The sequence below is a fragment of the Paenibacillus sp. MT86 genome (genome assembly GCF_058792535.1).
This window is the reverse complement of the sequence record NZ_CM179499.1, coordinates 6,897,541-6,917,591: the sequence shown is the minus strand read 5'-3', so window position 1 is coordinate 6,917,591 and position 20,051 is coordinate 6,897,541. Positions and strand designations below refer to the sequence as shown.

Genomic DNA, 20,051 nt, shown 5'->3' with positions numbered 1-20,051 from the left:
TGTAGACGCCAAATGAAGCCAACCCAGGTATTCCCATCTTTTTTAGAAAAAAACGGATGTTTCGCGCTTAAAACGCCCTGTTTGTGGTAATAGAAGGATACAGGGTCTTTTTTGAACGGTCGGGTGTCAATACATACCTTTTCTGGAACTAGATTTCTGGCTGTGGGTTCAAATATTGGATAAGGAGCGATATTTCACTAAAAGTTCAAAGACAGAGCTCAAAAATGCAACTTTTTGAGCCGCAGAAGAGTCATACAATAGAGAGATATTTAACAGGTGGCACGCTGCCGATTCATAGAAAGATAGATACATGCGGTGCAAGGCGGTTGTTATGACGACAAGATGATTTTAGTAGGTCAGTCGGTAATGGCGGTAGGTCTGAAGCTGGTAAAGTATCTTGACGCGTAGCAACCAAGGGGAGAGAGGGATCGCAATGGGATTGTTTGACGATGATTTCTATTCAACTAAAATTTCCAGACGGAGCAAAAATACCAGCGAGGACCGATCTGAGCGAACGAAGTGGCGGTCCACCCGCCGCAGGAAGGGTTTATCCACATTCCAGATTTCCGCGATCAGTTCCGTGTGCAGCGCCTTGATTGCGGTGATGCTGTTCAGCTTCATTACAGGTCATCCTGCGACGTCGTCACCGATTACCATGATCAATGGCAGTCATCAGCTGTCCACGTCGGATGGCGATCCATATGAACGGATTATTAGCGCTGCCCAGAAGGTGCGTCCTGCGGTTGTCAGCGTATTGACGCACAAAGAGACTCCGCTGCCTGAAGAGGAAGGGATCGAGGGTGAAGGTCTGGAAGAGGAATCCGGCACGCTGCCTGAGGATGAGGGCGACTTCGAGCTTCCGGAAGGGTTCGACTTCGGCGATGATTTTGATTTCGGTGAAGATTTCGGCGGCTCGCAAGAGGATGCCCTTGGATCTGGCGTCATCTTCAAGAAACTCGAGGGCAAAGCCTTCGTGATTACGAATAACCATGTGGTGGAAGGCGCCGATTCCCTGGAGGTTGTGCTGGTAGGCGGCGAGAAGAAAAAAGCGACCTTGGTCGGCACGGACAACGTCAGCGATATTGCCGTTCTGTCGATTGACAGCAAAGGCATCGGCGAGGTTGCCGAATTTGGAGACTCCTCCAAGCTTCGTCTCGGCGAAACGGTCATCGCCATCGGCAACCCGCTGGGTTTGGGCGATACGCTGACCTCCGGGATTGTCAGCTATACCAACCGCATCATTCCGGTATCCCTGAACCAGGACGGCATTTACGACTGGGAGCAGGAGGTCATCCAGACCGACGCAGCCATTAACGAGGGCAACAGCGGAGGCGCTTTGGTGGACCTGAACGGTAAAGTCATCGGCATCAACACGATGAAGATTGCCGACACCGGCGTCGAAGGACTCGGGTTCGCGATTCCGGTCAACGAAATTACGGAGGTCGTAACCGAGCTGATGCTGAAGGGGCATATTGCCCGCCCTTATCTCGGCGTATACACCGTCGACTTGAGCAATCCGTATGCTCCGCTGAGCAAGAAGGAGAAGGAGGATCTCAAGCTGCCGAAGACGGTAACCGAAGGCGTGGTCGTGCTGGATGCGCTTGGCCCTGCGCTGGATGCCGGTCTGCAGCTGAACGACGTGATCGTGAAGCTGGATGGCAAACCGATTACAACGACGCTCGAGCTCCGCAAGCACCTGTACTACAACACGAAGGTGGGCGGAGACCTGAACGTGACCTTCTATCGTGACGGCAAGCTGCAGTCGCTGAAGGTCAAGCTGGAAGAGAAGCCTGGAGAATAACGCAGGCTGTCTTGGCGGACGATTTTGCTCAGCAAGTGTGCAAATTCCCGCAAAGATGTGTTTGTTCGGTGTTTATTGAAGCAAATAGCGGGTATATATTATCGTTAGCATGGAATAGAATCCATATATAGAGAGATGGAAAAAGGTTAGATACGAGCCGTTAAAAACGGCTGCGAAAGAAGAGCGTGTTTCACGCTCTTTTTTTGCTGCTCACCTGTAATTAAGTTGGGCGGAAGGCCTTGGGATGTGAAATCCATGGATGGATCGGAAGCTTTTGTGGGTTGAAATACAGCGGGGATGGGCAATTGGGTTAAAAACATTTCTTTTTCTCGTAGAGTGTGGTAGAACAGAAGAGTGGCTATACTGGTTTGAAGGTAAACACAACATGAGGCGAAAGATAGAAAGGATGCATAGAATGTACGTCGTATGCAAGGAACATGTGGAACTAGCGATCGAAAATTTCGTGGATGAATATGAGGATGCCCCGGATATTGTTGATCTGAAGGAGACCGAGTTTTCGGACTGGGACCCACCGGTGAAGTGCGCGGAGTGCGAGAAGCATGCTGAATTTTTAATTGTGTAACGTGAATTTTTTAATTCAATAAATAATGCGAATGGGAAAGCGTGATGAATTCACGCTTTTTTTGTTTAAGAGAATCATGAAGGGAATCGAAGAAACGCAGCTTCGGTGGACAGTCCTGCGTAGTGTATGATGAATGTATAGATTGCACGGAGGCGCGAAAACCTATCGTGAATGGAGACGATCAGAAATGGATGACTTCGGAAAAGCTTGGGAGGAAGAGATCAAGAGGGCAGCCGATGAGGCCTACGAGAAGGAAATGGATGAAATCAACCGCCAGTTGAAGCAGGAAATCCTCATTGCGCTGATTGGCGACGTGAATACGGGCAAGTCTTCCACCATGAACCAGATCGTGGGCGAAGAGGTGGCCGGCGTCGGGGCAGAGCCTGGGGAAACGACGGAAATTCATCCGCACAAGTACAAGGACCATATATCCTTTATCGATACACCCGGATTGAATGATGTGAACACCGCCAATTCGGAGGTGACCTTGAATTACTATAAACAGGCGGATATCGTGCTGTTCTTTCTGAACGCTGCAGGCACCGTCTTCTCGGAGGCGGAGAAGAAGTCGTTTCAGAAAATTCAAGGCGTTAACTCGAACATCCTTATCGTGCTGAACAAAATCGACGCCGCGGATGAAATCGATCGCCTGGTGGCGCGTGTGCGGAAGGAGACCGGAGGGCGCTATGAGGTTGTGCCGGTGTCCTCACGGACGGGCCAGAACATCGATCGGCTGCGGAGCAGCATTCTGGAGATACTTAAAAAAAAGTCTAAAGACATCCTCTTTGCCAAAAGCATCAAGGAAAAGTCGGCGACCGCCAACGGGTGGATCATCGGTGCCTCGATCTCGGCGGGAGCGGTAGGCGCATCCCCCATCCCGGGGTCGGATATCATTCCGATTACCGGCATTCAAGTGAGTCTGCTTACCCGGCTTGCGGTTCTGTACAATAAGCCGATCAGCAAGGAGACGGCGAAGGAGCTCGTCATTGCCACGATATTCGGGAATATCGGGAAGAGCATTTTCCGGCAGATCGTGAAGGTGTTCCCTGGCGCGGGATCGGTCGCCGGAGCGACGGTAGCGGGTGCTACGACCTTGGCGCTGGGATATGCAGTGAAATACGCTTACGAGCACAACATCGAGATCAATACGGCGAATATTACAAAGCTCTATAAGAAATTCAGAGAGAAGGCCGAGACGGAACCGGATTCGGAATCCAAGTCCGAGTCGAAGTAAGCAAGTCGATGTCGAAATGCATACCACGTTAAAAGGATGGAATAGAAAAAGGGGCCTTCGGCCCCTGATCATAGCTGCGTCATAGCAGCGATATTACTTCATGGCAGCCGCATGATCGGCTTTGGCCTGCTCCAGCATCGATTTCCAATCCGGGAAATCGGTTTCTCTGGAGACATGACGGTCAAACAGTTCGTCCGGAATGTTATCGATATCTTCGTGCGTTTCCACTTGGAAGTTGCCTTTTACGACAAAATCCCCAAAGCTGTTGTGGGATGAATGCTTACGCATAAACGATTCATTGAACAGCTTTTCCAGAGAGATGTTATCCGGATCCTCCTGTACCGATTTTTGGCCTTGCAATTCCTTCAGCAGATCATCAAACGACATGGGCTTTTGCTTTCTCAGAGTACCACTCCTATAAATTAATATTTGTGTTCAGTATAACATAACCGGAATTCTCATATACATGGTGGGCATCCGGAAGGCTGAGCGCACCGTTATCTTCTTAGCAAGGAAGACCAGGTTTGCTCCAGCCAGCTGTCGAAGTCGGCGCCTTTGTCACCCTCGTACGTATCGTAGATGTCGATTCTCATCTTCTTCAGCTTTTCTTTGAAGTCTTCATACGTGTGGTCACGGGGAAGGCTTTTTTTGATGCGCAGGAGCACCTTCGAAACGTCTTTCATCAGCTCGCCTTTGCGTCTTTCGGGCATCTGCACGTCCTCGCCAAAGGCCAGGAGTTTATGATAGGCAGCCTCCCGTACTTGGTGAACCGCATCCGTATTTAGTCTATGCAGCAAAATATCGATGGATTTTTGATTTTTCCATTTTCCCAGCTCTTCAACGGCGCTTAAGCGTTCTCTCCAATTGGCGTTTCGGTTGGCGGAGCTTTTCAATTCCCCATAATTCGACGGCATGTCCGTCAAAACTTCTTGATTGTCCAATCCGTTCATCTCCTTCATTAGGTTGTATCAGGGGTTCTTAAAACCATATGTTCATTATGGGGTACCTTTATGATTATCGGCGTCCGCTGTATTGTCCGCCTGCTTGGTCCCTTTACTGGTATAAGGTTTGGGTTTACTCTTGGCTCTTCTTGCGCTTGCATCCCATCGGCTCCAGCCTTTCTTGCCCGTGCCTCTGCCTGTTCCGCCCTTGCCCTTGGATTTACTCAACCCATCACTCCGTTACAGTATATTCTTGTTCCTATATGCTGATTCTTTACCAGCCCTGTTGAAATATACACCGTATTTGTCCATATGTATAGGATACCACGGAAATAAACCTAAGAATCGAAATAGATCGAGATGGAATCCAACATTCATATGGAGGAAAGGCGTATCCGTTGACTAATTTTTGCCAGCATGGTATCTTATTTTTGAACTGACCAGTCAGAATAAGAACAGTGAACTAAATTTAGCTGTGAAAGGCCGACCCTATTGTGAGCAAAGAAAAAATTATCCAAGCAGCCATTGAAGTATTCTCCGAGAACGGATACCACCGCGCAAGCATGGACGAGATTGCCGCCCGCGCCCAGGTTGCCAAGGGGACGCTGTACTACAACTTCCCGGGCAAATCCCAGCTCTTCAAGACGGTGGTGAAGCAGGGCTTTGAGGATATCATGCAGCGGACGGAAGCGGATCTGAATTCCTCGCTGCCGATGAAGGAGAAGATTGAGCGGACGATTCGCCATCATTTGGATTTGTTTCTTGAATCCCGACATTTCTCGCATATCGTATTCAATGAGATTTCGAACGGTATCGAGCAGGATGTCCTGGATGAGTTAAAGGAGCTTAAGAGGAATTATTTAAGCTTTCTGGCAAGCATGATTGAGGAAGGACAGTGTGAGGAGAACCTGTGCCGTGCCGTGGATCCCAACCTGGCCGCTGCCAGCATCGTCGGTACGCTGGAGAGCACTTGCAATTACTACTTGAATCATCAAGATCGGTATTCGCGCGAGGATCTGGAGCGGTTTGCATTCACGATGATTACCCAAGGCCTGTTTATATCGCTTGAATAAGCAAGGCCTTCTTTTTTTACATGCCTATAACTGACCAGTCAGTTCAAATTTGATGAGGAAAGCGAAGGTGTTAAGCATGGAATGGAATAAGAACGGTTTACTCCCGCTGGAATGGTTCCGCCAGATGCGGACGGAATCTCCGGTGGCGGCGATTGATGGTGGCGGAGCCTGGAACGTATTTAAATACGAGGATGTCAAAGCGGTCTTCACGAATTACGAAGTGTTCTCTTCCCAGGGCTCCTCATCCTCCGATGACCCTATTGAATCCAGTGTGCTGCGGCAGGATCCGCCGAAGCACCGCCAGCTGCGCAAGCTGGTATCCCATGCTTTTACGCCTCGCATGATCGAATCGCTCGCCCCCAAGATCCAGGAGATCACGACATCCCTATTGGACGAAGCCGAGAAGAAGGGGAAGATGGATATCGTGGCCGATCTCGCAAGTCCGTTACCGATCACGGTGATCGCGGAAATGCTCGGCGTATCGATGGAGTATCGGGAACGGTTCAAGGCCTGGTCGGATGCTCTGGTGGGCGACAATGCCGATGCCTATTTCCAATGCCAGCGCGAGATGAGCGAATACTTCTCCGAGATCGCAGAAGACCGTCGCCGGCATCCGCAGGACGATTTGATCACGAAGCTGGTCGAGGCCCGTATCGACAATGAACACCTGACCGAACTGGAGATTATCGGGTTCTGCATTCTCCTTCTCGTAGCCGGCAATGAAACGACGACCAACCTGATCTCATCGGCCGTGCTCGCCTTCGACAGCCTGCCGGAGGTCCGTGCAGCGGTGCTTGGAGATTCACAGCTGCTTCCTGGGGCCATTGAGGAAGTCTTCCGCTACTTCTCGCCCGTTCAGCTGATGTTCCGCAGCGTGAAGCAGGACACGGTGCTGCGGGGGCAGGAGCTGAAGCAGGGACAGTTCGTTTATATCTGGATGGCCTCGGCCAACCATGACGATGATGTATTTGAGCAGCCGGACGTATTCAACATTCACCGGAATCCGAACCCTCACTTGGGTCTGGGCAGCGGCATCCACTACTGCATGGGCTCTCAGTTAGCCCGCATGGAGTCCCGAATCGCCCTCCAGACCTTGCTGGACCGTTACCCCAAATACCGCAGGGACCGCTCCGTAGAGCTGGCACGGATGGACAGCACGATGATGTTTGCGCTGAAAGAACTGCCGGTCATTTTAAAATAGATAGGAAGTGAAGAAGAGTCGCTCCCGTTGGAGAGGGCTCTTTTTTAATATACGGCTTGAATTTAGTGGAATCGAATGAGGGAGAGAGTTCTCTTAGGAGGTGGGATGCGTATGGTACGTCCTTTAATTGGCAGTGGCACCATGTTAGAATGAACGTCATAAAGTCGAGTTTAAGGAGCGAAACAGCGCCATGAATATACAGATTGTATGCGTAGGCAAGTTGAAGGAGAAGTACCTGGTTCAGGGCATTGCGGAGTACAGCAAGCGTCTTGCGCCGTATGTGCGCCTGACCGTGCACGAGGTGCCGGATGAGAAGGCGCCGGAGAACATGAGCGAAGCCGAGATGCGTCAAGTGCAGGAGAAGGAGGGCGCCGGCATTCTCGGCCATATCAAGCCCGACACCCACGTCATCGCCCTGGCGATCGGCGGCCAGCTGTGGTCCAGCGAGGACCTGGCGGCCCATATGGACAAGCTGGGCACGTACGGGACCAGCAACGTGGCTTTTGTCATCGGCGGCTCTAACGGACTCTCCGAGGACGTCCTGAAGCGCGCCCAGACGAAGCTCAGCTTCGGGCGGATGACTCTGCCGCACCAGTTGATGCGGCTGGTGCTGGTGGAGCAGATTTACCGGGCGGTGAAGATTAACCGGGGGGAACCGTATCATAAGTAGGGCGAAAGCCCCAAAGTATTTATATTAATTTGTCAATTTTACTGATAAAATGTTGGTGATTTAAATAAAACATTTAGGGAGTGGAGGGAACTTTGGAAGAGTTACTAGAAAAAGTCCTGCTTTATTTTAGAGATGACCCCGATGGTTTTTTCAATAACTTTGATGAGAATATTGCTGTAATATCCTCAGATAATAAAGATATTGACGGGTTAATTGAATATTCTGATCAAGATATAAAAGATTATTTAACGGCTAGTTATAGTGATAAAGAGCGAGAGAAATATTTAATGTTTTTGACACGTGTTAAGAATACTCTGTCAGTTGCTAAAATTGAAAATGAGACAAAAGGAGATAATACTGAGGGAGATGATCTATTATCGTCAATAAAAGAGTATTTTAATGAGTCAAATATTCCATTTGATGAACTTGAATTATCTTTAGAAAAAGATAGGTTAGTAATGAACATAAACTTTTCAGATGGTAGTAGATTCAAGGATAAAATCCAAGAACTAAATTCGTGGTCTACCGAAAATGTAATTGAAACTTTTTCTAATAAGTATAGAGTACCAGTTGTAAATATATCTTACATAGATAGTGTAAGTAAGTATATTGAGTTTATTTCAGGATTTGAAAATATTAATTATGTTTCAAGAGGGCAGAAAAATTGCCAATATGACTTGATACCATCTCTTCATAGATTATATAAATCAAGCTATAAGAGTCACTCTTCAATATATGAGTCTTTATTCAAACAAAAGGTAGCTTTCTATGATAGTTCCTTGGAAAATAAGGATGCTGAGGAATTACGCGCGTATGGCCAGCATTTTGGATTACCAACCAACTATTTAGATTTCACTGAAGCACACTTAATATCTTTGTTATTCGCAGTGGAGGATTATAGGTATACAGAAAACCATTCTATTGTTTATTTCGTCGATGCGCTAGCACATAATAAAGAAGCTATAAAAGATGAAATAAAATTAGTTGATTTCTCAGATAGAGAGCTGAAGGCGACAAAGGAGAAGAATTACTCTGATAAATCTTATTTTATCAAGGTTGGAAATTCGAGTGAGAGAATTCATTTCCAAAAGGGGTGTTTTCTAAAAGTTGAGCCGAATGACTCGCTAAGTAGTATGCTTCAAAATTATACAAAAGTTGCAATTATTGATCGGAATTCAAAGAAGACAATACTTACAGAACTGTTTAATTTAGGAATTACCTTCGAAAATATATATCCAGACAAAGATAACATGGTCAAAACAATTAAATTTATCAACGAAGAAATATGATAAGGAGGGGAACCGATTTTGGAAATCAAATATTCAAGGCCACTTGTTTCAGTCCAAGATGCTGTGAATTTTATAGATAAAGGCGAAAAATATATAAAAAGTGGGCTAGAAGGTCTGAATGATGCTGAACAACTGGAAGTACTACACGGAATTGTACTAAGCCCAGATTATCAAAGGCAGTATCGTTCAACACCTCAGGAAGAAATATCAATTATTGAATCTTTACTGCTTAATATTCCTATACCGGAAATATTCTTAGTAAGAACAAGTAACAAGGGAATTCAATTAAGACATGTAATGGATGGTCAACATAGACTAACTGCTATTTATCGATATATTAAGGATAAGTTCCCCTTGAAAAATTTAGAAATATTAGGTCCAGATTTAAGGTACAGCAATAGGAAATTTTCAGAATTAGATAGAGAAGATAAAATAAAAATTCTAGGTAGCCATTTGTCAATATTAGAGTTTCTTCCTTTTGAAGATGATGATATAGAAATTGAATTATTTAAGAGATATAACAGAAATACAAAACCTCTAGAGAAACATGAAATTGCAATGGCTACTTATTACTCTAAAACCAGTCAGTATATCGGTAATTTCATAAATAGGATTACGGACGAGAAAGAAACTTCTGCTAAATATGAAAGACTAATAAAAGTTTATAATATTACCCCGGATAGAAAGAACAAACAAAAAAATCACCAAGAAATGTGTATTATAATCAGTATCCTTGATGAAGGTCCAGATTTTAAAGCTAAGGATGGGGTAGAAGCTTCTACCAATCTCCTGAGAAGAAAAGCTGATTTATTCAAAGCGGATGAAGATGAGAGACTAGATTTTTTGAAAACTGAATTTGATAATTTTAACGAGTTTATTCTTAAATTATCGGATAATATGGATTACCCTTTTTCAAGCAGCATATATAAAGAATTTGATAAGAGATTAGCTAAGTTTCATGTTGGAGTTTCGATGATTTTAGCAATCTTATTTTATTTTTTTGAGATTGATTTAGAAGATCCATTGTTGCTAAACGAAATTAGGAGTATTTTAGCAGATTCGCCTTTAGGTGATGTTGAGTATAATGCATCTAGTACAAACACAAGAAATATTATGAATTACCTAAGTGTTAAAAATAATGTTTTTGAACAGCAATATAGCTCACTTAGTTTAAAAAGAGATAGACTTTATAGAATTGAACAACAGCTCAGAATTTTTTGAAGTTTGGTTTAACAAATAAAACAAGGCACTCAACACTGAGTGCCTTTTCGCTTACTGGATGATACGGTGAACCGTATCATCCAGTAAGCGAAATTTATTAAGAGAAACCTGTTGAATCTTAATAATCAGTTAAATAATAGGTTTTCAAATGGTGAATGACAAGTAATAACCAAGTAAATATAATGATTTCATGGGCATCCGATAGGGTGCCTTTATTGTTTGTTAACTCAGTTACCTCTAAGAATTTAATATGATGAATTGAGTGGAAGTATGTCGAAAGAAGAGTTAATTTATATACAATTGTAATAGGCATTCTGTATAATAGGAATATGATGGAAATTTAGGAAGATGGGTTGTGGGTACCTTGTCACGAAGCGCTGACTATACTATACAAGGTTTTATTTATCAGTTTAATAAAACATTACTAGAAATATTAAATGATGAAGATGATTCATTAATTTCAATTGAAGGCATCATTGAGGATATAGAAATCGCCACTGCCCTCACAACAAGGGCAATACAGTGTAAATACCATGAGGAACAAGAGAAGTTCACCCTAGGTAATGTGTACAAACCTATTCTTCAGATGATGGAACATTATTTTGATAACATTGACAAGGATATAGAGTATAAACTCTATGCGCATTTTCCAAATGAAAGTGAGGGTAGTAATTTTGAGATAAATGAGGAACATATAAAGACAATACTTCAATCACGCGATCAGAGGTTTCAGAGAATTATTAATAAAATAAATGGAAATGTTGATATTCCAGGTTTTCTTAAACGCTTTACTTTGGAATTTGGTGCTTCTCTGCAGGTAATTATTGAACGTATCACTATGTCTCTGGAGAGAAACGGTCTACCAAGGGATGACATAGATACTTTATTTTACCCTAATGCCATCCAGATGATTGCAGACCTGAGTATACTTCATGAGGCTCAACAGAGGATAATCAAGAAATCCTCAATGTTAGAGGATCTACAGCAAATTAGGAAAACTGCAATTACAAGATGGACAAGATCATTGAGAACATTGGATAGAATTTTGACATTCAGAAGAAAACAGTTGAAAACTAATCTTGATAAGAACTCTAGGTTGCGATACTTATTTTTATCCCAACAATCTATCAATAATTTCAATGATGAAATAGTAAATTTCATATCTGATTTTGTGAATAAGTACCATTTTAAAGAGGTGCACGATAAAACGCCACTAATTTGTATAGATTGTTCACAGGAAGTTTTTAAAGAGATACGAGTAAGGTTACATAAAAAGAATATTAGATATAATGATGGATTAGTGACTGACGAATACTTTGATAAGAATAAATTTCTGACAGGACCTGTAAGATCCAAAATAGGGAAACAATTTTATTCTGAGTTTCAAGTACGACTTCTACGATATGATGAGAATGAAATCGGAATATTAAATCAAATAAAATCTGATGATTTCTTCTTATTTACAGATACTGTACCCGATTTAGATTTTCAAGATGTAAACGTGGAGCATATAAATCTAAACGAAATCAATCAAATTAAATTTGTTATGGGAATGGTGGACACTTATGAGTAATGTAATTGGTAAAGTATTGTCTAGTTCTCCTGATAGTATTGTTGTGACAATACAAAATTTAAAGGCCCTTGAAGATAACAAGGACAAATTACAAATTGGACAATATTTAAAAATAGCAGATGGAAACAGCAATTACATTGTGAGCGTGATAAATAATATTAAAGCGATGGATTATAGTATTGAGGATGACATTAAACTAATAATTGAAACGCAACCAATAGGCAGTATAATTGAGGATGGTTTCCGCAGGGGAACTAAAAATTTACCTGTTCCAACAGAACCCGTATATGTATTAGATGCTGGAATGCTTGATCGTATTTTTGGAGCAGGTGCAGAATATAATTTTCCTATGGGTGTTCTGTCTCAGAATGAGAACATTCAAGTAAAAGTAAATGGTGACAAGTTTTTTGGGAAACATATTGCTATTGTAGGCTCTACTGGCGCAGGTAAATCATGTACAGTAGCAAAAATACTACAAGGAGCTGTGGGTATTAATAATTCATTAAATATTTATTCAGAGGAACAAAAGAATTCTCATATTATTATTTTCGATATTCACTCTGAATATTCCGCTGCTTTTACACTAGCGCAAGAGCAGAAATTCACATTAAATAATCTTTCCGTGGATAAAATGAAACTACCTTATTGGCTAATGAATTCTGAGGAGTTGGAATCATTATTTATAGAGAGCAATGAAAATAATTCCCACAATCAGATCTCAATGTTTAAAAATGCCGTTATCTTTAACAAGGAGAAACATAATCCTACAATTAACGATATTACATATGATACGCCTGTCTATTTTGATATTAAAGAAGTATTTAATTATATCGAAAATATGAACAGAGAAGTGATTAGTAAGCTTGAAACTGAAAATTGCCCAAAATTAGCAGACAATACGTTGGTGAGAAATCGAAAACAACTCTACTTTGATGATGTATATGAATTTGTGCCACAATCTACAGCCGCTGCAACTAAAGCTTCTAATGGTCCATTTCATGGTGAGTTTAATCGATTTTTGTCCAGATTAGAAACGAAACTTACCGATAAAAGGTTGAATTTTTTATTGAATCCAACCAAAGAAGATGGTGGATTATATTCGACTAATGACTTTGAAGAACTAATGAAGCAGTTTTTAGGATATCTAAATAAAGCAAATGTCACAATAGTTGATCTTAGTGGAGTGCCCTTCGAAGTTCTGAGTATAACAGTTAGTTTGGTTGCAAGATTAGTATTTGATTTTAGCTTCCATTATTCAAAAATACAACATGATAGAGAGTTACTTAATGATATCCCGGTAATGATTGTTTGCGAAGAAGCTCATAATTATATTCCACGTAACGGTGGCGCAGAATACAATTCATCAAAAAAATCTATTGAGAGAATTGCCAAAGAAGGGAGAAAATATGGGCTAAGTTTAATGGTTGTAAGTCAAAGGCCTTCTGAAGTATCGGAAACAATACTAGCGCAGTGCAATAATTTTGTTTCACTTCGTTTAACAAATCCAAATGATCAAAATTTTGTGAAAAACCTCATGCCAGATAGTACAAAAAATCTTGGGGAAATACTCCCGAACCTTGGGCAGGGTGAGTGCATAGTCGTAGGTGATTCAATAATAATGCCTACTGTTATAAAGATGGAGAAACCGATACCGGAACCGAAATCGCAAAGTGTCCCATTCATTCAAGAATGGGAGCAGCCTTGGAAACAGGTAACCTTTTCAGATATTATTAAACGTTGGAGAAAAGAAGAAGGACTATTAGAAACAGTAATTATAAGTTAGGGATGCGGATGCATCCCGTTTATCTAGTCTATTAATCCCAAGCAACTCATAATATTCTTGAATTCTTCTTTTCATTTGATCTAATCTACCCTGAATACAAAGAGTTCTTTCAGTCGGTAGTTGAGGCTTGGAAGCTAGGAGCTTGAGTAAATTATTATTTAGCAAATTCAATTCCAATGGGACTAGCCTTTAGGACTGGTGGTGACTGTGCAGTCACACACCGTTCGAATATTCGCTGATAGGGTGATACGGTGAACCGTATCATAAATAGCGGTAAGTTTCTGTTGTACAGTATTACGTTTCAAGGGAGCAGTCAATGAACAAAACAGATCGTTTGTTGGCCATCGTGCTGGAGCTGCAATACAGGCAAGTGGTACGTGCCGAAGATTTGGCGGCACGATTTGAAACCAGTGTGAGGACCATCTATCGCGACATTCAGGCGCTCAGCGAAGCAGGCCTTCCGATTACAGGCACTACAGGCACAGGGTATTCCTTAATGGAGGGATTATTTCTACCTCCGATCAGTTTTACAATAGAGGAAGCTGTGATCTTGCTTATAGGAACAGAATTTATCGAGCAACGATTTGATGACAGGGAGCATTTTGACTTAAGGGAATATACACCTTTAGATGATCGCCACTTGCGAGTATGCCTTCGATTTAACCATGACATCGCAGATAAGGTGAAGGAATCGAACTATCATTACGTAGAGGATATGTAAGAGCATCGAGGTGGATTGGATGTGGTCTTACGCGTTCGTCAGCTGGATGAATTGCTGCAGTGGGTGCTTGGTTGGGGAGCGGGGGTAACCGTGTTGGAGCCCGAATCATTCCGAAATCGAATTCGTGAGGAAGCCCAAAGAATTCTAAAACGCTACTGACATAACGTTGTCAGTAGCGTTTTTTTATAATTGGACATGTAAATGTAAAGAAGATAGATAAGTAAAATGTATGTTTTACAACGGCTGTGGGACACAGCCAGACCTATTATTAATAGGAAGGATGATATCTTGTGAATTTCGCTTCTGTACGCATCATTACTAACGATGTGGATCGTCTCGTCGAGTTCTATGAGAAAGTCATGGGGGTTTCGGCGGAGCGACCAGCGCCCGTATTTGCCGAACTCGTTGTGCCATCATGCACCCTTGCAATCGGCCACTCCCAGACGACGCAGTTATTCGGCGCCGGTTCCTTAGTGGGGGCCAATAATCGCACTGTCATTATTGAGTTCCGCGTCGACGATGTCGAAGCCGAATATGTACGCTTGAGGCCATTTGTCGATAATTGGGTAAAGGAACCGACCACGATGCCGTGGGGGAACCGTTCTATGCTGTTCCGCGATCCCGATGGCAACCTTCTTAACCTCTTCGAGCCGGTGACCGAGGAAGCGATTAAACGGTTCAAAGGTAGACATTGACGGGCAGTAAGGCATGGAGAAGGGAATAGGATAAATGGAAGCAGATTCAATCTCAAACGGGGCTCAGCTTGTTTTAGACTGCTGAGCCCCGTCTGAAATCGACGCTTTTGGGTGGGATCTTATTATGAAGGCTGAATGGAGCCGATCAGTTCATTCAATTCGGACTGTAATTGCAGGTGGAGTTTCTCTACGATCGAAAAATCGGTGGCCGCAACATAGTAGGCCTTAATTTGAGAATCGATGGCTTCGGCTTCGGCCAGATGGGAGGTAGCCTCTTTCATTTTTTCCGAATAGCGTGCTTTGATACCGGCTATTTCGGCAGCGTGGGCTTCGTCTGTTCCAGGAGCTATAGTTCGTATATACATATCTAGGATCTCATCCCCGTCCCGATCTGGAAAGTATTCATGCGGAGCGGTACTGTCGAAGATGGCTGTTTGAAGCTTCGGGAATATCAACATATCCAAACTATTCGGATCAAAGCCGCAATGAAACACTTGAACGTCGATTCCTTTCTGTTCGGCAGCGGAGGCAAGCTTTTTCAGCATCGTCGATTTGCCGGATCCCGCCCTTCCTTTGATGAAAATCCGTCTTTCCAGCTGAGCGGTCAAGCTTTGAATAAAATCATAAGCCCCCCTTGGAGTCGCAGCTCCGAAAAATACGTGACGCGAAGTGGTTGACGTATCGCTTTCATGACCGGCGTATAATTCTTGAATCAATTCCAGCGCAATCTTGTCAGCCTTCGTGAAATCCATGTTATCGATATAAAATTTTTCCCACTCGTCATGAATCCGTAATGCTGCTGCGAACGTTTCATACGCATTGGAGTAGGCACTCTCAAGCTTGACTCTAAGATCTTCTATCGTGATGAAGTCTCCCGGTAAAATAAGGCTGTCATCAAACGCTTCCTCGAAATCGATAAAGACGATGTCACCGGCCCCGCTATCCGAAATCCCCTTGCAGACTCGCCCGTCGACAATACCAACCTTCAATTCCGTACAAATGATGCCATCCAGTTCGTCGGGACGGAGAGGGGAGTGGAAGCATTGCACATGGTTGCCTTTATCCAGCAGGCTATCCGCCAAGCTTTGCATGACCGTTGATTTCCCCGTGCCTTGGGGCCCCGTAAGGACAAAGATCTTGTTCAACCCATCAAATGCGGATGTATACAAGAAATGAGCCCCGCGCGCAGTGTTGCCGTGGGCAAAATAGTGAGATGATTTTTGTACCAACCTACACACTCCTTTGTGCCTATTCCGATTCGCAAAGTGTACAGAATAAGCATGATTGGGATAAGTGCCTATATATTTGTATATTCCGTGTTGTAACAAGTGGTGTTCGTCCTCTCCCATGTTTTTCGTTATCTGTTGACCGGGCTACAGAAGGTAAAAATCAAGCCTGCGATAAATGGGGAGATTTCACTTGCCCTACGATGGATATTCTGTTATTTTTGATAGTAACAAATTGTTATTAACAAAATGATACTAAGTTTGATTGGGCGTTTTCGCTCTGTAAACTCAGTGGAGAAGACGGAGGGGATGCAATGTGAAGAAGGTTGCGAGTGGCTGGAGCCTGTTCGAAATAGCGTGGTTGGCGCTGTTTACCTCGATTGCCGCCTTGTTTACGGTGATTTCAAAGGACTCTTTATTCGGATTTACCGTTTTTATTACCGGGGTGCTATGCGTGGTGCTTGCGGCGAAGGGCAACCTGATGAGCTATGTTTTCGGCATGTACAATACCGTCGGTTACGCTTATCTTGCCTACATTAACGGATTGTTTGGAGAGGTTATGCTGAATTTGCTATTCTTCGTTCCGATGAACGTCATTGGCTTCTACATGTGGAAAAATAACCGCCAAGACGGCAAGCTGATCATGCGCCAAATGGAGCTTAGAGGTCTGCTTCTCGTTGGGGCAGTCTGCGTATTGGGCTGTTTGCTGCTGGGATATGGGCTTTCGTTCATCCCCGGACAGAACTCGCCTTACATCGATGCGACTACGACGGTGCTGTCCGTTGTAGCTACCTTCTTAATGGTCCGCAGATTCAAGGAACAATGGCTGGTCTATATTGTGTTGAATTTGTTTACGGTGCTGCTGTGGGCGATTCGATTGCTGGAGGGCAGCAGCGAAGGCATGCTGATGATCGTCATGTGGAGCGCGTATTTGGTCAATGCGGTATACGGGTATTACAATTGGAACAAAGGGGCCAAGGAGGTGGCGGCATGAAAACGCTCGGATTAACGCTGGGGAAGTTTGCCCCGCTGCATAAAGGGCATCAGTTCATGATCGAAACGGCGCTGCAAGAGGTCGATGAATTAATCGTGGTCATTTACGAGACGACGGTCACTCCGATCCCGCTTCATATCCGGGCGAATTGGATACGGCGACTATACCCGGCAGTCCGGGTCATCGAAGCTTGGGACGGACCGGACGGGTATTCGGATGACAGAGCGCATGAGATTCGGGAAGAACAGTATATACTCGGTTTACTGAACGGCGAGCAAGTCACGCATTTTTACTCGAGCGAGTTTTACGGCAGGCATATGAGTCTCGCTTTGGGCTCGGTCGACCGACGGGTCGATGAAGCCCGCGAGCGGGTTCCGATCTCTGCAACGATGATCCGTTCCGACCCATATAAGTACAGGGAGTTCCTAAGTGATATCGTGTACCGGGACTTAATAACGAAGGTGGTATTTGTTGGGGCGATGTCGACGGGGAAGTCGACGATCACCGAAGCGCTGGCAAGACGGTATAACACGGCCTACGCGAGCGAATACGGACGCGATTATTGGACCGAGCATCAGGTGGACCGCAGAATCGGCCTAGAGGCGTTCGATGAAATCGCAGTGGGTCATATCGAGCGTGAAGAGCAGGCTTTGCTTGCGGCGAACCGATTTCTGTTCGTTGATACCAATGCGATAACGACGTATATGTTCGCTATGGATTACCACGGCGAGGCCCCGGAGCTATTGACCCGGATTGCTCTGGAGAATGCGCAGCGCTACGATCTGTTCTTCTTGTGCGACGACGATATTCCTTATGACGATACATGGGATCGAAGCGGGGACCAGAAGCGGCATGTTTTTCATAAGCAGATCATCGCGGATTTGAAGGAGCGGCGCATTCCCTACATTACGCTGCGGGGAAGCCTGGAGGAACGCATGCGCAAGGTAGACGAGGTGCTGGCGAAGTTCGAGCCCTATCGAAACTATTTCGGGGAGCTGAACGGTTAGAATTAGATGCAGGCAGGGAGTAAAATGAATCCATAACCACAGCTCATTTAGAATCAAAAAACAAGGAGGCGCCCCCATTGGATTTGTTGGATCGGAACGGACTTACGGAACGCGAATTTTTGGAGCAGTACCGGGCAGGAGATTACGAGCGGCCTTCGGTGGCAGCCGATATGGTGATCTTCACGGTTACGAATGGGGTGGCTGACAGTTATCGCAAATTACCGGAAAAAGAGCTCCGCATCCTGCTCATCCGCCGGGGAGGTCACCCCTTCCTGGGGAAATGGGCGCTGCCTGGCGGCTTTGTCCAGCCGAGCGAGACGACTGAGCAGGCCGCTGCAAGGGAATTGCGTGAGGAAACCGGCGTGGACGACGTTTATTTGGAGCAGCTATATACGTTCAGCGATATCGGGCGAGATCCCCGAACCTGGGTGATGAGCTGCAGCTACATGGCGCTGATCAACAGTGATAAGTTGGAGCTTAGAGCGGGAGACGATGCGGCCGACGCCTCTTGGTTCAAGGTCTCCTATCGGCAGCTGCGGGAGCAGAAAGAGCTGATGGAGGACGGATACGTCAAGACGCTGGAGTATGAACTTAAGTTAAGCGGTGAAGAGGAGCTTTCGGCGGTCGTGGCCAGAACGTTGACGGTAAAGACGACATCGACTAGCACGGAGTATAAGATCGTATCGAATAACGGATTGGCCTTCGACCATGCAAAGATTATAGCATGCGCGATCGAGCGGCTGCGGGGAAAAGTGAATGATACCGATATTGCGCTGCACTTAATGCCAAAGCTTTTTACCTTGACGGAACTGCAGCAGGTTTATGAGGTCATTATGGATAAAGAGCTATTGAAGGCGGCCTTCCGGCGCAAGGTGGCCGATCTCGTGGCGGAGACCGATCATTACACCGAAAATGCGGGACATCGACCATCCCGGTTGTATCGGAGAAAACTGGAGGACTAACGGATGATCTACAATCTCAATGAGCTAAGGAAAGCTTATAACGAAGGAAAAACGTTCAAGTATGTATTCTTTTGGGGCCATACGCCGCCTAAGGACGGGGGCGTCGACAAAAGCTGCTTCAGCCAGTGGTGGATGTGCCCGTTCACGGTAGAGGGGACGGAGTATTCCTGTGCCGAGCAGTTTATGATGGCCGAGAAGGCAAGGCTGTTCGGCGACAACGAAATGCTGGAGTCGATCCTTACGGCTAAGCATCCCAAGGAAATGAAGGCTTATGGGCGCGCGGTCCGTAACTTTGACAAGGATACTTGGGACAAGGAATGCTACGGCATCGTCAAAAGAGCCAGCTTGGCCAAGTTTTCGCAGAATCCGGAGCTCGGCGATTATCTCAAGTCGACGAAGAACCGCATCCTCGTCGAAGCCAGCCCGCGGGACCGCATATGGGGGATCGGCATGGGCCAGTCCAATCCGGATGCGGAGAATCCCGTGAAATGGCGGGGGCGAAACCTGCTGGGGTTTGCGCTGACCGAAGCGCGGGACGAGTTGCTGCAGGTGAGTAAGACATCGTGATGGAGCAGTGAAAGGACGGTCTTCGTAAGATACATATGATTCTGGAGATAAGGGAGCACATGGTATGCTTAAACGGGTGTTAGGCAAAGAGGAAGATGTTATTCGGGCGTTTGCAAAAGAGATTGTTGACTCCATCGCAGATGGACGATATGAGGAAATTGCCCGAAACGTTGATGATATGCAGAATTGGGACGTTAAGCTATTAAAAGAGGTCATCGAGAGTTTTAAGGAAGATAATGAGTTGGAACAGATCGATAGGTTTGATGTAGAATGCACCTTTAGGCCTGTTTATAAAGATGGCAGTGTTTATCAGCAAGAATCTTTCTATCACTTTAACGATGGAAGCGGAATTGCTTACGAATATGCATTGACGACCGATGGCGAACCTAATGATTTGACTTTGAGCGTTGAGTTTCACGTTGAAGGTGACTATTTGAAAGTCATTTTTGAGAGTGGGATTACTGTACTTTAATAATATCGTATTTAATCTGAAGAAAAAGGCATAGGGAT

General features: G+C 44.8%; 20 protein-coding genes and 1 pseudogene. 17 read left to right on the top strand and 4 right to left on the bottom strand.

What is annotated here, in order from left to right; genetic code table 11:
* Nucleotides 1–433: 433 nt before the first annotated feature.
* The 3 genes from AC3RCL_RS31520 to AC3RCL_RS31510 all read left to right on the top strand — a co-directional run bounded on the left by AC3RCL_RS31520 (nucleotide 434) and on the right by AC3RCL_RS31510 (nucleotide 3,618).
* Entirely contained in the window at nucleotides 434–1,801 is a 1,368-nt protein-coding gene (locus AC3RCL_RS31520; protein WP_015738095.1) for a S1C family serine protease, read from the top strand.
* 415 nt (nucleotides 1,802–2,216) lie between these two features.
* Entirely contained in the window at nucleotides 2,217–2,384 is a 168-nt protein-coding gene (locus AC3RCL_RS31515) for a CxxH/CxxC protein (RefSeq protein ID WP_007129186.1), read from the top strand.
* Nucleotides 2,385–2,571: 187 nt separating this feature from the next.
* Nucleotides 2,572–3,618 carry a GTPase gene (locus AC3RCL_RS31510; protein WP_492533936.1) on the top strand — a complete coding sequence of 349 codons (1,047 nt, stop codon included), beginning with the start codon at nucleotides 2,572–2,574 and terminating at the stop codon, nucleotides 3,616–3,618.
* Nucleotides 3,619–3,711: 93 nt separating this feature from the next.
* Here AC3RCL_RS31510 and AC3RCL_RS31505 read toward each other — a convergent pair whose 3' ends face one another.
* The 3 genes from AC3RCL_RS31505 to AC3RCL_RS31495 all read right to left on the bottom strand — a co-directional run bounded on the left by AC3RCL_RS31505 (nucleotide 3,712) and on the right by AC3RCL_RS31495 (nucleotide 4,787).
* A complete protein-coding gene (locus AC3RCL_RS31505) occupies nucleotides 3,712–4,005 on the bottom strand; it encodes a hypothetical protein (RefSeq protein WP_090909598.1) in 294 nt (97 codons plus the stop codon).
* A gap of 110 nt (nucleotides 4,006–4,115) precedes the next feature.
* Nucleotides 4,116–4,559 carry a HEAT repeat domain-containing protein gene (locus AC3RCL_RS31500; protein ID WP_492533934.1) on the bottom strand — a complete coding sequence of 148 codons (444 nt, stop codon included), beginning with the start codon at nucleotides 4,557–4,559 and terminating at the stop codon, nucleotides 4,116–4,118.
* 54 nt (nucleotides 4,560–4,613) lie between these two features.
* Nucleotides 4,614–4,787, bottom strand: coding sequence for a DUF3934 family protein (locus tag AC3RCL_RS31495; RefSeq protein ID WP_015738091.1), 174 nt, complete (start codon nucleotides 4,785–4,787; stop codon nucleotides 4,614–4,616).
* A 266-nt stretch (nucleotides 4,788–5,053) separates the two neighbouring features.
* On the opposite strand from AC3RCL_RS31495, the gene AC3RCL_RS31490 reads away from it, so the two are divergent.
* The 9 genes and pseudogenes from AC3RCL_RS31490 (at nucleotide 5,054) to AC3RCL_RS31450 (ending at nucleotide 14,785) form a co-directional block, all read left to right on the top strand.
* Entirely contained in the window at nucleotides 5,054–5,632 is a 579-nt protein-coding gene (locus AC3RCL_RS31490; protein WP_015738090.1) for a TetR/AcrR family transcriptional regulator, read from the top strand.
* Between the two features lie 76 nt (nucleotides 5,633–5,708).
* The gene (locus tag AC3RCL_RS31485; RefSeq protein ID WP_492533931.1) at nucleotides 5,709–6,833 is read left to right on the top strand and encodes a cytochrome P450; all 1,125 of its coding nucleotides are present in this window, start codon (nucleotides 5,709–5,711) and stop codon (nucleotides 6,831–6,833) included.
* 190 nt (nucleotides 6,834–7,023) lie between these two features.
* Complete coding sequence (gene rlmH / locus AC3RCL_RS31480; RefSeq protein WP_090909602.1) at nucleotides 7,024–7,503, top strand: 23S rRNA (pseudouridine(1915)-N(3))-methyltransferase RlmH; 480 nt, start codon at nucleotides 7,024–7,026, stop codon at nucleotides 7,501–7,503.
* Between the two features lie 92 nt (nucleotides 7,504–7,595).
* A complete protein-coding gene (locus AC3RCL_RS31475) occupies nucleotides 7,596–8,792 on the top strand; it encodes an FRG domain-containing protein (RefSeq protein WP_015738087.1) in 1,197 nt (398 codons plus the stop codon).
* 18 nt (nucleotides 8,793–8,810) lie between these two features.
* On the top strand, nucleotides 8,811–10,013 hold the full coding sequence (locus AC3RCL_RS31470; protein ID WP_015738086.1) for a DUF262 domain-containing protein: 1,203 nt from the start codon (nucleotides 8,811–8,813) through the stop codon (nucleotides 10,011–10,013).
* Nucleotides 10,014–10,368: 355 nt separating this feature from the next.
* Nucleotides 10,369–11,586 carry a hypothetical protein gene (locus AC3RCL_RS31465; protein ID WP_015738085.1) on the top strand — a complete coding sequence of 406 codons (1,218 nt, stop codon included), beginning with the start codon at nucleotides 10,369–10,371 and terminating at the stop codon, nucleotides 11,584–11,586.
* Entirely contained in the window at nucleotides 11,579–13,369 is a 1,791-nt protein-coding gene (locus AC3RCL_RS31460; RefSeq protein WP_015738084.1) for an ATP-binding protein, read from the top strand. The genes AC3RCL_RS31465 and AC3RCL_RS31460 overlap by 8 nt, the downstream gene beginning before the upstream one ends.
* Nucleotides 13,370–13,685: 316 nt before the next feature.
* Nucleotides 13,686–14,249, top strand: a pseudogene (locus AC3RCL_RS31455) (helix-turn-helix transcriptional regulator).
* A gap of 131 nt (nucleotides 14,250–14,380) precedes the next feature.
* Nucleotides 14,381–14,785, top strand: coding sequence for a VOC family protein (locus AC3RCL_RS31450; protein WP_404564272.1), 405 nt, complete (start codon nucleotides 14,381–14,383; stop codon nucleotides 14,783–14,785).
* Nucleotides 14,786–14,907: 122 nt separating this feature from the next.
* Here AC3RCL_RS31450 and AC3RCL_RS31445 read toward each other — a convergent pair whose 3' ends face one another.
* Complete coding sequence (locus tag AC3RCL_RS31445) at nucleotides 14,908–16,014, bottom strand: PRK06851 family protein (protein ID WP_492533927.1); 1,107 nt, start codon at nucleotides 16,012–16,014, stop codon at nucleotides 14,908–14,910.
* A gap of 313 nt (nucleotides 16,015–16,327) precedes the next feature.
* Between AC3RCL_RS31445 and pnuC the strand changes: the two genes are divergently transcribed.
* The 5 genes from pnuC (at nucleotide 16,328) to AC3RCL_RS31420 (ending at nucleotide 20,013) form a co-directional block, all read left to right on the top strand.
* Entirely contained in the window at nucleotides 16,328–17,005 is a 678-nt protein-coding gene (pnuC, locus tag AC3RCL_RS31440; RefSeq protein ID WP_096777242.1) for a nicotinamide riboside transporter PnuC, read from the top strand.
* On the top strand, nucleotides 17,002–18,012 hold the full coding sequence (locus AC3RCL_RS31435) for an AAA family ATPase (RefSeq protein WP_492533925.1): 1,011 nt from the start codon (nucleotides 17,002–17,004) through the stop codon (nucleotides 18,010–18,012). The genes pnuC and AC3RCL_RS31435 overlap by 4 nt, the downstream gene beginning before the upstream one ends.
* A 77-nt stretch (nucleotides 18,013–18,089) precedes the next feature.
* A complete protein-coding gene (locus tag AC3RCL_RS31430) occupies nucleotides 18,090–18,974 on the top strand; it encodes an NUDIX hydrolase (RefSeq protein WP_096777240.1) in 885 nt (294 codons plus the stop codon).
* A gap of 3 nt (nucleotides 18,975–18,977) precedes the next feature.
* Nucleotides 18,978–19,541, top strand: coding sequence for a riboflavin biosynthesis intermediates N-glycosidase (gene ybiA / locus AC3RCL_RS31425; RefSeq protein WP_492533922.1), 564 nt, complete (start codon nucleotides 18,978–18,980; stop codon nucleotides 19,539–19,541).
* Between the two features lie 64 nt (nucleotides 19,542–19,605).
* Nucleotides 19,606–20,013, top strand: a complete 408-nt coding sequence (locus AC3RCL_RS31420) for a DUF7668 domain-containing protein (RefSeq protein ID WP_492533920.1) — start codon at nucleotides 19,606–19,608, stop codon at nucleotides 20,011–20,013.
* Nucleotides 20,014–20,051 lie beyond the last annotated feature (38 nt).